This window comes from Ochrobactrum sp. S1502_03 (assembly GCF_044435015.1).
In the GTDB taxonomy this organism is placed as follows: domain Bacteria; phylum Pseudomonadota; class Alphaproteobacteria; order Rhizobiales; family Rhizobiaceae; genus Brucella; species Brucella chromiisoli.
Genome location: NZ_JAYEXN010000002.1, coordinates 202,017 through 214,123, shown reverse-complemented (window position 1 = coordinate 214,123; position 12,107 = coordinate 202,017). Strand labels below are relative to the sequence as shown.

The following is a 12,107-nucleotide window of genomic DNA, read 5'->3' as shown; positions in this document are numbered from 1 at the left end:
TTCGCGACATTGTTGATGCGGTCTTGCGCCGTGGTTGGGCGCAGGCACGCTTTTTCTGCCGCAGCCAATATATCTTCTGGGATCGCATTCATGCTGCTGCCCTCGCCTCAATGCTTCTATACTCAACAGGCACATCGTGCAGTCCGGCTCGATCGATGCCCCTCATCATGCCGCCGCTGATACCACGATCAGAGTAAACGACGCATTTCGTTGCCACGCGATACCAAGCAAGACCGGCCTCAATGCCTAACGACCGCTCATCGGGCTGCATATCATCCAGCACTTGCGTGTGCAGTAAATGGCTGGCAATCGGGGCTTCGCCTCGTCGCAGGCTGTCTAAAAGGCACGCTCGTGCATATTCGGTGTTGGCTCCCACATCGCCGCTGTAAGGCGTTTCTATGATGACGAGTGGTTGGTGGATGTCGTTATAAGGTTTTGGCAGGCAACTTATAATTTCCGCCGACCTTGTTTTAACTCGCTCGTATCTATCACGCGAAATAACGTACTGAATGTCCAAAATCGCGGGCTTGCCAGAATCGACGCCAACCAAGCCGCCGTTGCTAAATCCTTCAGCTTCCACGAACACTATCTTGCTTCCGATCTTCCAATCTACGTCATCTGGATTGTCTGTATTCGGCACATCAACATCCACATAGATCTCACGTAACCTGACGTTGCTATGCTGCCCTTCAACAGCAGCGCGTGCGGCTTTGTCTTCTGCTTCTTCAAGCATATTCTCTCCTCGTTTTGTGGTGTTACGCCGCTTGGTGGGCGGCTAGTTACTGTGCACAGATAGAAAGGAAGTCTTCCTTGCTGGCATTTGCCAGCTTTTCTCAAAAGGATTTGTCGCCAAATTGGTGCGACCAGACCGGATGCCCCATAACCTTTTCGGCATATTCATGGATCGCATCGAACGGCCCAGCTGCGATGCCAGTATAGGCTCCGACAATGGCGGCCTGCTCTTTCGTCAACTTTGGTATGCTCAAGCCACCCTCCTGCTCTGCTCAACATTATCATTAGCCGCCGCATACTTCCCTGCGACCATTTCAGGCCGGAGTGTAAGGCGCGAAACTTCGCCGTGCATTTTCGAGTACGTTATTACCTTGGCACTTCTTCCTGAGAGCCACCCTCCTCCAGCAGCATACGCATCTGGAGCCGCAAGCGTTTCGTGACGCTCTACGTACATAAGGCCCGACTTACGCCCTTCGTCGGAATGCAGGTGCCCGACATGTGCATAGGCATATTTGCTGCGCCCATACATCTCACGAAATTTCCCTGCTAAAGTCGCATCCACGTTGTTCACGCCGCGTTTATGACCATGATGTGCGTAGATGGCCGTCTTGCCCCACTCGTAAGCGTAATAAAGGCTGGGGCTGTTATCTACCGTAATGCGCGGCTCAAGCTCATACATCGCAGCCAGCATTTCCCGAAGCCAAGCTGACGAGGCCGGGTCGTGATTACCTTGCGCCATGATGATATGCACATGCTGATGCTTTTGTAGCAGCATGTCGATGACGCGGCGCACAGTGCGGATAATTACGCGAATAATCTTCTGCAACCGTGAATCCGAATCCAGCACATGCTTGCTGGCAGGCGTCACAGTTTCCATGCTGTCATAATGGGCAAGATCACCGAGCTGCGCTAAAACAGCGGTATGTGCATCAGGGGCAAGATCAATCGCCGCAGCGAACCAGTCAGTTATAAGCTGCTCAGCAATATCAATATCGTAATCTGCCCCTGTCTCTTCGCGCCATGATAACGAGCCGAAATGAGCGTCCGTAACACAAAAAAAATTTAGTAGATCAGCATTCGCCCCACGAGGCGCCGGCATAATCGAAACGCGGGGCAAATCTTCTTTAAGCGCTTCAACCATGGCTGTGATTGCGGCACGCTGTTGGCCAGCGTCCGCGCGTTCCATGATGTGCTGCGTTACGATGCGGCCTTCGCTGTTAACGAGCGTCGTCTTGCCTTTTACCGCCAGACCAGCAGTCGCTTCATAAACAGGGCCAGCCTCTTTTGTCTGGCGCATGTAAGTGCCGTTAGGCGTCTCGGTCAGGCTTCTGATTGCATAACCTGGCAATGTTTCTTTCGGGCCCATCAAGCCCAGCTCAGCCGCGCGTTTGATACTGTCGTGAAATGCAGACTTCTTGACGCCGCAAACCGTTGCGGCCTTCGTTATCGTGCCATGCTGCTGATACGCAGCAACACGGCGGGCTAGTTCTTGTTTTGAGAGCATTTAGTATCCTCGAAGCTCGGGTATTGACCGGCCTTTGATTTCAATCGTGGAGACCGGTCCACCGGGCTTGCTGTCGTCGAAAACTCCGATCACGAGACGGCCAGTATACCATGCGAAGGTGTCGAGGTCGGTGCGTCCTGCAAACAGCAATGGGCCATCTTCAAACTGATGATGACCATGAACGACGTGGCGCTCACCGTGCCCGCCCTGATAGCCATCTGGATACAGCATCCATTGCATGGTCTGCGGCGTCTGTTCATCAAGCGGGATTGTCTCGTCAACACCAGCATGAACGAATACGCGATGCTCATCGACGTGGATGAGAGGCAAGGATTTGAGCCAGTCGATGTGCTCCCGTGGAACAAGCGTGAGTGCGGCAGAGATAGAGTCGCCTTCCTTTGCGCCATACGACAGAAGCGTCGCGCCGCCGCCGTTCGGCATCCAATAGGATCGTGCAAGTCCGGTGGCGAGAAGGCAAGTCAACATGATTTCCTCATGATTGCCCTGCAAGCAAACCCACTTCCAGCGTTGCGGATCATCCGGGCCTTTCATCAGTCGTTCAATGATCTGCGCGCTTTGTGGCCCACGGTCAACGTAATCGCCCGTGAAAACAATAGTACCGCCAGAGTGACTGCTTTGCTCAATGCGTTCGATTGCTGCTAGTAATAGGTCATATCGCCCGTGAAGGTCCGCGACTGCAAAAGTCTTGCTCATGCGGCACCTCTGACAGCTAGCATGGCGTCGGCGATCTCGTACGAAGCCTTGGCCGCATACGTAGTGGCGGCGACCCCGTCATCTTTTGCGCATCGAGACATGATTGCTTGGGTTTGGCCGTTTGAATAAAGGGCACCCATAGCAATTCCCGCAAAATGATCGCGCAACGTCATGCCGACTGAAACTTCATGCTGGATAGGTGCTCCGGTAGCGCCGTCAGACTTTGTTACGATGACATAGGGGTAAGCAGGGCCACCCGTATTCACGCCGCTCATGCTTCACCTCTGGCTTTGGCAAGAGTCTTGTCGGCAAATGCAATCCAGCAATCAAAACCAGTCTGGCTTGCGAGGCCAGCCAGCTTGCACTCGTTGGATAATCGATAGAGCGCTTCAATCAGCTCCTCAATAATCTCGTCGCGCACCGCTATCTGCTGCGCAGCCAGCGGGCCAAATGCCAATTCTTGCAGGTGGTTCACCAGATCTGGATTCCCTTCAAGAGCGGCAACTGCTCCAGCAATATCAATAGAAATAGGCGCACCCGCGCCCTGTGCCTGTTCAGACATACAGTCTCCTCGTGTTGGTTGGTTTGCAATTGCCAGTCTGGCGAGTTGCAGAATCGGATTGGTTGTCCGACGCAAAGGATGGAAAGGGTCTCGAGACGATGTGTCAAGCCCTAAATATAAAAAAGAGCGGTCCGAAGACCGCCCAAAAAAAAATCTCTATGACAAAACAATCATAGATCGACAGGCTTGCCGGATTCCTCTTCTTCGAGCGTCACGGCAACATCTGCATTCGCAGAAAGACGAACCTGCTTATCGCTTTCAATATCAGCGACAAACCCGATGTCGATATAATGATGATGATCTTGGTGAGCCCTAGCGTTGTCTGACTTTTTAAGCTTAATACGGTCGCCCTCAAGATGATCGACCGTTCCGACATGGACGCCATCAGCGCCAATTACTTCCATGTTCTCGTGAATTCTGTGCTTCATAGCTGTTATCTCCCAGAACACCGATTGGTTCTAAGAATTTACATAGCGCTAAAACGCGTCACGGCCATGATGCAAAGCCAATTTAGTTTCGCGCCCTCGCCGTCTTGGGCTGCATGAACGTATCAAGCCGGTCGTTTGTGCGGTCAATTTTTGAACCAACACCGTCGATTGCCTTCATGATCTGCGCTGTCTGCTCGGACATGCCGGCCTTTGTCACATAAGTTTCGGCGACGTGAAGCTTGTGCGCGGCAAGGTCGGCTGACGCCGTTTCGCCCTTTTGACCGGCCTTCGCGATCAAATCCCACATGCGCCAGAAAGCGCCGGTAACGGCCGCCAGAATTGCCAGCGCCAAGCCTACTTCAATTGTCATTTATTATCCCCGTTCAAGGCCGTACCCCGCACAGCTTTTCCAGTTTCTCGTTCTCGGCCAGGATCTGGCGCTTGGTTTCTGATGTGTCGTTGTGGCTGGCATAGATCGCCCGCGCCACGTCGCAGTAGTTACCGCTTGTCGCGCATCCACTTAGCAAGCCGAGCGTCAACAGCGCTATCATCAAGACGGCTGACTTCATTTTCTATCTTCCGTGCTTTGGTTGCGGATTGTGCGTCACGCGCGGACTGGGCTGTTCTGCTGTCAGACCGGCCTTTGAGGTACGCGCTGACAAGGACGGCCAGCGCCGCAGCGATTGTCACGGCGTAGCCTGTCATGCGTGCCTTTATGGTTGCGAGCCACGTCACGCCGCCACCCTCTTCAACTCGAGCCTGCCCGTATGCCACAGCCAGAAACCGCCACCGATGGCGACGAGCACTAGCGCAACGGTCAGGAAAGCCCAAGGGTTCGAAACCGCACCAATAAGGCCGGTCACAAACGTACCGCCACCAGCTGCGACGATGGTCTGCACCGTCTTGTCCTTGAGCAAAGGCACGTCGTCAGGCTTGGCGTCGTCAGATGAAGCGGCTTTCATTTCCCGCGCTGCGGTCAAGCTGTCGAGGAAGTTGCGGTAATATCCGGCGATCAGCGTAGCTTTATCGGTGCCGTTGACGATGACTCGCGCGCCTTCTGGATCTGCTTTGCCATTGCCAAAATAGTCACTCAACTTGCGGCCCGTGAACTTACCCAGCACCATCCCTTCAAAGAGGATGCGGATTGCCGTGGCAAGCTCCAGCGCCTTCTCTGGCGCATCCGCAATGCCGAATTTCTTGTAGTTGTCCTTGCCGGTGATCTGCGGCAGACCGCGTCCGCGATAAGTCCAGCCGTCGTTTACATTGTTGTTCCCCATTCGTCCGCCATAGACCTTGTTAGCTAACTTTTGAGGCTGGCGAACATACGGCTGCGCGCTGGCTACGGTTGGGAACCGCGACGGCCACGTCTTCCGAATTTGCGCTGCACTGGTGTAATTCAGATTCTCAACAACCGGCTGCATCTTGCCGCCTGTCTCATGGAAGACAGTCGCAAGGATATACGCGATCTGCTCGTCGGGTAGATTACGGCGCTCTGCTTCGGCCAAGATAGCCGATGTGCCATCAACCTGAGCCTGGCTCAAGCGGCCGCCAAAAGGCGCGCGCCTCGCATACGCGAAGAACGTTGTTTTGTTCATTTGATTGTCCTTAAATTAGATAAGCTTAAGCCCCGCCGCGTTGATGCGTCGTGCCATTGTGTTTTCCTATTTTTGTGAGATGATCAACGAGAGCGGATGAAGCCCCCGCTTCAAGAACGCTCAGCCCCGGTTCAGCCCCCCGCTGCCGGGGCTTTCTTTTAATTGACGACTAATACTAAAGTTGCGTCTGCAAGCCTTAATCGCTCTGGTAGCATTGACAATGCACTTTACAGGCGGGGGTTCGCTTGGGTGAGTGCAGCCCCAGATCGCCCGCCAGCATCTGGGGTATACTTTTGAAAAGTGCGACAGTTACACCCACTTGTGACCACTACCGCACTCGAATATTGATGCCACGGTTAGGGGTTACGTGGGAGCGTGCATGAATATTTTAGAAAACATACAACCTGAGTTTTGGCTCTTGGGTTCAGCATTTTTTGCTTTTGCTTTAGCTAGTTATCTCATGTGGCGCTTGCCAAGATAATTCCATTTCGGCAAAGACCGCCTTGCGGCGGTGCGGTCGGGTGGGTTGGTGGTGGCTACTTATGGGGCCAGAAGTTCAGCGGCTCTCGCATTACCAAACAACTCAGTCGCCATCTGCTCAAGCAACGGCCAAAGCTCGTGATCTGATCGATACGTTAAAGCGCTATTGAATATCTGACGAGTGCGAAATGGTTGCGTTGCCATAACATCTGCAACCTGTTCGGCTTCTGTTTCCGTCAGGCGCTCCCAGAGTGTGACGGCAGGGATAACTACGACAACAGGCTTCGGCTCTGATGCTACGTAATCAGCAATGGGCCCATATTCTCCAGACATTGCCTTTTCCCAAATCTCTAATCCGTGTTCTGTGTCAGCTGACGCTTGTGTTGAGAAGGGTTGAAGTCCTAGCTCTTCATATTCTTCAAACATTACATCAACATCTAACGCATGCCTGTCTGCACTGCCCCATCTAGGTTTTTTCACACAAATAATTTTCAGCATTTGCAACTCCTATGCGTAACGAAGCCAAAGTCCTAGTCTTGATTGGTCACTAGAAGTACCACTGCCCGACATTAGCCGCCACGATCCTTGAGGCGCTGACCCCCAATTGCTGCCCGTTCCATCGGTGATACTGAGGTTTGAGCCGGATGTTGTCGTGCCGGGGGTCGCTACACCGTCACCACCCCAACGAAGAAGAGCATACATACCAACTACACCGGCTCCCCCCGATGCTATCGCTGGTAGAACTTGCCCTACACCAATCTTGGAATTAAGCGCTGCTTGTGTAGCGGTACTAATAGGCAGACCGTCCTTGCTCTGCAACGTCCCATCACCCTGCACGTATTGCGCGTTTGTGCCTGCGGTCAGCGTCAGCAACGCACGACCGAACGTTCCAAGGTCGATCTGTTGAAGGTCTTTATTTTCATCCGTAACAAGCGCTTTGTTTGCTAAGATCGCTATGGCTTTCAGCGCCCCATTCTCATCCGTCTGCAATATCTGACGATTGCCGAGTGTCAAGCTGGCCAGCTTCGCCAGACTGCCGTTCGGGTCTTGGATGCCGATTTCATCCTCAGGTACAGCCTCATATTGACCCGCAGCATTACCGCGCAGCAGCTTCCCTTCTTCAACGGGTATCTCTGCTATGTTCGTGAGAACACCATTGCCCAGCAGGTCGATGATGGTTGCGGCCTGTGTAGGATACCGGGAAATATCGCCCAACTGTCGAGCACGATAAGGACCGTCAACGATGGTCGATCCTGTCCAAGGCTCTGTAAGCGTCAACGACGTATCACTGTTCACGCTCGCGATGACTGCGGTCAGGTTCTGTATTTGAAGCGTGTCACCTTCACGAAAGCGGGTGACTTCGAAAAGCGTACCTGTGCCGGTTACAGTAACCGAACCCTGCGCAAGCGAAATCGTTCCGCTCGTATAATCCGAGAGGATTGCCATAGTATTCTCCGAAGTTTGGAATGTTAGAGCGTTGCCGCGCCGAGGATGAAGTAGCGAGCGCCTACTGGACGTGGGAAGCTATCTGCTACGCCACCAGTCGGGCCATCGGGCGTCATGTGCATAACGATATGATCATCCCGCACGACTGTTGACGTCGAGTATCTCAACACGTCAGGAACGCCACTGCCATCCGTTCTAAACTGCATGTCATGGGTACCGTTTCGATAAAAGTTTCCAAAATCATATATGACCTTTGGGAACACAAAGAGGCCTTGGCTGTCGAAATTAATACGATGCCCTAAGTCGCCATAGCGCCAATGAACGGATGCTCCTGACGAAAAGCTTGACGCGGGTACATAGTTTTCCGCAAGAACAGTCACGGCGGCAAAACGAGTATCGAGTAGAATGTCGTTATATCCCGGCGCAACGTCACTTGATCCCGGTCTTTTGATTTGCAGGTACTGGCCTTCAACCTTGCGGATCACCGCACTGCCGCCCGTTGTGTAACCAAGACGGCCTGTTGCATAGAGCATGTATCTGATTGAAACCGAGTGCGAACCAGTTACAGAAAAGCGGATGCCACCAGCTTCAACGACATAATGAGCCTGAGTGCTTTCGCCTCCTGTACCACTATTAAGGTTCACTGGCGGAATAGCAAAATCCCAGCCGTTTAAACTGCAAATCGTATCGCAGACCATTGAGGGCGAAAGATCAAAATCGATCGATGTTGGCTTTGCAACAAACAAGCTTTGTCCCGGGTCGATCTGGGCGGTCGTACCCATCATGACAACTTTGATAGGCGTTCTATCGCTGTCCATAATGAGCTGACGGCCAGACGCCGTATCAATTGAGAAGCCGGGACGGGCCAGCTTTATGCGCGACGGTGAAGCCTCAAACATGATCTGCCCACTGATGGGCATTCCGGATGGCTTAGGGATCGGCACATTGTTACAGGGCAAATCCCAGATCATTGCTGACATGAAATCTTGATCGCCAGCTATGTAGGCATATGCCCCTGAAGCCTGAGTTGTTGGCCGGATAGCCCAGCCCGAATAACCAAAACCAGCATCAATGCCCTGATAATCGAATTTCCCCTGATGGCTTTCAGGATAAACATTTGCAGTTACAGCGGTATTCGTGACGCCTTGAAAATAGCCAGATGCTCCACTCGGCTTATTGCTGTAAAGAATTCGAACCCGGCCATTTGCATCTACGAACTTACATTCAGCAAATGGTATTATTCCATCAAGATTAGCCACACGGCCAATGCAATAGTAAATTCTGTACTCGTTTGTACTAAAGCTTCCGGTTGATGATCGAATTACCCAAGGGTCAGATAACGCTCCAGTTACAAGGCCTCTGTTTCCATCGGGATAGTTAGCTTTATTCAACTGTCCCGATGTCTGGAAATGGGAAAACACATAAGAGAGGTTACTTGCCTCTGAGTTGAAGTAGAAACGATTATGCGCATCGTTCGGTACGTCTAAAGGCCAGTCAGCATCGTATTTCGTCACCTTCATAACTGCGCCGACGCCGGGTTTCCAGCCTACGAACCAACTGACCATTAGACGATAATCCTCAGATAAGCGTTGTTACCGTCACCACGAGCATCAAACTTACTATTGTTCGACAAAAGACGGTCGAACCTCAAAGTGCCGAGGCGCATGTTCATGGCGTAAACCTCGTCATTTTGAACAACGAATGGGTAAGTAAACCCACCGCTTGCTCCGGGGTTTGCAATCGCAAACTGATTGGCAATGACGACAAACTGACTGGTTGTCGGCGTGACGTTGACAAACCAACCAGCCTCTTTCCAACTGTCCGAGGTTCCAACTCTGGCGAACGCTGATATTTTTGTGGACGAACCGCCACTTCCAGAGGTTGCCGTCATGCGCCAAGTTGCGCTTGAGACGTTGCCATCAACTGATGCGTTGACCTGTGTAACCGCGTTAGAAATGGCTGTTACATCGCCCTCAACGCCGTCAACACGAGCCTGAAAGAGTTCAAGGACACTCGCTCCGGTATCAGTCCACAGTTCAGCATCTATGCGTGTAAGTTGCTGTCCAATCGCGCTATTCGGGCCTGTGGCAACGAAAATGTCTTCCTTCCACGAAGCTCTGGCATTCCCGAACGTACTGGTGAGCTGGCGGCTTAGGCTTTGGATATTTGCATAAGCCCCAAACAGGCCGTTGGCGGACGCCAGAGCGTTCTCTTGCGCCTGACGAACTAACTCGCGCCTATCTTCCGTGATCCAGTTCACAAGGCCTGTCAGATCATCATCCAGCTGCCCGTAATCGACCGGGCTGTCATCGCCAGACGTTTCTTGTGTCAGGACCAAGATTGGAGCCGACCAAGCGACAGGACGCGTTCCTGCGGCTACTCTGAGACGATAGCGAACGTTCCATTCAGATTTGCTCGTCAGTCCGTTAACGATCTGAAACACAGTCACATCACGCGGCACATAAGCCGTGAATATCTGTGACGGGTCATTCTCCGGCCAATACTGGATTTCAACGCCTTCAATGGTCGTATCAGTGATTTCATCCCAGAATAGACGAATGCCGGGGTGTTCCTGACCATCGTCACCGATGACCTTGTTGGGTATGGCATTGAAATTAGAGAGCTGCGCCTGATAATCCGGCTGACCATTCGGGATCGGTATAGGCGGATTGGTTTCATAGGCTGTCGGGTCGAAGATGCCGTCTCCAACCTCCTGCCAAGAGATAGAAACATCGCGAACGCTGTCACTACCCATCGCACCGAGAGACTTAGACTGGATCTGAAACTTAACCGTGCGGTTGTAGCGATCAGACTGCCATTGCACCCACTGTCCAACCTGAAGCGAAAGAAACTTCGGATGAATTGTAAAGCTGCCATTGGCCTGATACCGAGATGCACGAATAGCAATATCCGCTAAACGGTCGCCCACGCGATGATCTGTAACAGCCGTATAATCGACCTTGGATGCAAGCCGCTCACGATCCTGTGCAAGCGCCAGTGCATCAATGCGGGTTGTCAGCGACGTGGTTTCATAGAAAAGGTCTGGGCTGACATATGAAGCCGCTACTGTGTTCACCAACTCCGTGCGTGTGCGTGAGAACGAAAGCTGGACCGACTTTTCCCATGCAATGTCATCATCGGTGATCGTCGCAACAATCGCCTGATTTGCGCCGACAATCGGATATTCACCCGATACGCCTTCAATCCACGAACATGCACATGCTTCGCGCAAAGGCGTCATATTGGTTTCGTGGGTGACGCCATCACCAGAGGACGCAATGAGAGCAGCCGTATAACGCTTGCTGCCGTCTGACATGGTTTCATCGCAGATATTCATCGCAGTGAACCATTCCGACAAAGGCAGGCGGCTTGCATCCACACCACGACCGACAATCTTCTCTGTGCCGTTAAACAAGCCGCGTTCCAGATTATACATCATCACGGCAGGGTTATCGGAGAAAGCCCATGTGCTTTGATCATTCCAGCGGTGTGAACCGGAGCCGCCGACCGAGCTATCCTTGCGTGGATCGTAAAGCGGAGCGCCACGCACCTCGAACATGAGGTTCGGAACGGATGTGAGATTGTCCACGTCTGTCATTGTTGTGACAATCGCATAGCACATTCCAGCGCCGCGATGCGCTGAGGTCCAACGTCCAGCCGGATTAGCATAAGCAATCAATGCAGGGTCGGCAGTCTGGTCGAGGGTCCCCTGATAGAAGCGCACGAAGCACTGACCGCCGTCCTTCACGCCAAGAATACGCTGACCATAGATGCGGCCTTCATCGCCTTGCTGATTAGGAGACAACGATTTCCACTCACCATCCATCTGAACGCGCAACAGCTCAAGGCAGCGGAAGTCAGACAGCTTGAACACGTCCTGGACAATATGATTGCCCTTGTCGAACGCATTTCGATAGACGTGATGGCCCATAGTGCCAAACACGCCCATACCGACCTCACGCACGAGGTTTTCGCCGTACTTAACTTCGGTCGCGGATGCCTGTGATTTTGGCTTCTGCTGGAAGATTGTTCCCAAGGCATACTTAGCTGCGACCGCCAAGCCGCCAAGCACGATATTGGCGAGCAAAGTTCCACTCGCAAGCCACGAAGCCGCTGAGCCTATTGCCCCGATAATAATCGAAACAGGCTCCGCAGCCGCTGGCGTTGCCACCAGAGCGAATAAAATAGCCAGAATGTAAAACATCAGGAAACCTTGAAAGCTCGCTCAGCCATCATGCGTGGCAGGAAACGCAAACCGTCCTCGCCTTTCACAGCGAAGCCGTATTCACAGAAGTAGCCGACCGTGTTCTGGTAAATGCCAACATCGCCGCGCCCAGCCATTGCGACCGGGATTTCTGCAAACCGATCAGCCAAAACCGCACCAAGGCTGTCATAGCCACGCTGTTTAATCTGGCGATAAGCACCGGCCTTGCTCTTGTACTTGCCTCGAATATCCGCAGCCGGATCAACGCTAGTCATGGCTTCAATCGCGTCGCAGGCGGTCAGAAGGCAATCAGATTTGCCCCAGACCAGAGGCGTGTTTAAGTGTGCCTCCGTGACAGCCACGAGGCGTTTTTCCCATTGTGGATGCATATCTGTTGCCTTAGTTGGAAAGGGTGTGCTTATCTAAGATCGCACTTATGCGA

The 12,107-nt window shown here is 52.7% G+C and carries 15 protein-coding genes; all 15 read right to left on the bottom strand.

Translation table 11 applies throughout. The features are described 5' to 3' along the window. Positions 1–88: 88 nt before the first annotated feature. Entirely contained in the window at positions 89–733 is a 645-nt protein-coding gene (locus tag VBH83_RS03180) for a hypothetical protein (RefSeq protein WP_396996343.1), read from the bottom strand. A 100-nt stretch (positions 734–833) separates the two neighbouring features. After that, positions 834–986 carry a hypothetical protein gene (locus VBH83_RS03175; protein ID WP_396996341.1) on the bottom strand — a complete coding sequence of 51 codons (153 nt, stop codon included), beginning with the start codon at positions 984–986 and terminating at the stop codon, positions 834–836. Beyond that, positions 983–2,236: an oxidoreductase gene (locus VBH83_RS03170; protein WP_396996339.1), complete on the bottom strand. Its 1,254-nt coding sequence runs from the start codon at positions 2,234–2,236 to the stop codon at positions 983–985. Before VBH83_RS03170 ends, VBH83_RS03175 begins: the two co-directional genes overlap by 4 nt. Beyond that, positions 2,237–2,950 (bottom strand): metallophosphoesterase, encoded by a 714-nt coding sequence (locus VBH83_RS03165; RefSeq protein WP_396996337.1) that lies wholly within the window; start codon positions 2,948–2,950, stop codon positions 2,237–2,239. It lies immediately after the preceding gene. Beyond that, positions 2,947–3,225: a hypothetical protein gene (locus tag VBH83_RS03160; protein ID WP_396996335.1), complete on the bottom strand. Its 279-nt coding sequence runs from the start codon at positions 3,223–3,225 to the stop codon at positions 2,947–2,949. The genes VBH83_RS03165 and VBH83_RS03160 overlap by 4 nt, the downstream gene beginning before the upstream one ends. Beyond that, positions 3,222–3,512 (bottom strand): hypothetical protein, encoded by a 291-nt coding sequence (locus VBH83_RS03155; protein ID WP_396996333.1) that lies wholly within the window; start codon positions 3,510–3,512, stop codon positions 3,222–3,224. Before VBH83_RS03155 ends, VBH83_RS03160 begins: the two co-directional genes overlap by 4 nt. 170 nt (positions 3,513–3,682) lie before the next feature. Further along, positions 3,683–3,940, bottom strand: coding sequence for a DUF2171 domain-containing protein (locus VBH83_RS03150; RefSeq protein ID WP_265984202.1), 258 nt, complete (start codon positions 3,938–3,940; stop codon positions 3,683–3,685). Positions 3,941–4,022: 82 nt separating this feature from the next. Beyond that, the gene (locus tag VBH83_RS03145) at positions 4,023–4,310 is read right to left on the bottom strand and encodes a hypothetical protein (protein ID WP_396996331.1); all 288 of its coding nucleotides are present in this window, start codon (positions 4,308–4,310) and stop codon (positions 4,023–4,025) included. Between the two features lie 128 nt (positions 4,311–4,438). After that, a complete protein-coding gene (locus VBH83_RS03140) occupies positions 4,439–4,675 on the bottom strand; it encodes a hypothetical protein (protein WP_396996329.1) in 237 nt (78 codons plus the stop codon). Beyond that, positions 4,672–5,535: a chitinase gene (locus VBH83_RS03135; RefSeq protein ID WP_396996327.1), complete on the bottom strand. Its 864-nt coding sequence runs from the start codon at positions 5,533–5,535 to the stop codon at positions 4,672–4,674. The genes VBH83_RS03140 and VBH83_RS03135 overlap by 4 nt, the downstream gene beginning before the upstream one ends. Before the next feature lie 540 nt (positions 5,536–6,075). Continuing rightward, complete coding sequence (locus VBH83_RS03130; protein WP_396996325.1) at positions 6,076–6,513, bottom strand: hypothetical protein; 438 nt, start codon at positions 6,511–6,513, stop codon at positions 6,076–6,078. Between the two features lie 9 nt (positions 6,514–6,522). After that, positions 6,523–7,461: a hypothetical protein gene (locus VBH83_RS03125; protein WP_396996323.1), complete on the bottom strand. Its 939-nt coding sequence runs from the start codon at positions 7,459–7,461 to the stop codon at positions 6,523–6,525. Positions 7,462–7,484: 23 nt separating this feature from the next. Continuing rightward, positions 7,485–9,026, bottom strand: coding sequence for a hypothetical protein (locus tag VBH83_RS03120; protein ID WP_396996321.1), 1,542 nt, complete (start codon positions 9,024–9,026; stop codon positions 7,485–7,487). After that, on the bottom strand, positions 9,026–11,665 hold the full coding sequence (locus tag VBH83_RS03115; RefSeq protein WP_396996319.1) for a phage tail protein: 2,640 nt from the start codon (positions 11,663–11,665) through the stop codon (positions 9,026–9,028). The genes VBH83_RS03120 and VBH83_RS03115 overlap by 1 nt, the downstream gene beginning before the upstream one ends. Continuing rightward, the gene (locus VBH83_RS03110) at positions 11,665–12,054 is read right to left on the bottom strand and encodes a DUF6950 family protein (protein WP_396996317.1); all 390 of its coding nucleotides are present in this window, start codon (positions 12,052–12,054) and stop codon (positions 11,665–11,667) included. The genes VBH83_RS03115 and VBH83_RS03110 overlap by 1 nt, the downstream gene beginning before the upstream one ends. Between the last annotated feature and the right edge of the window lie 53 nt (positions 12,055–12,107).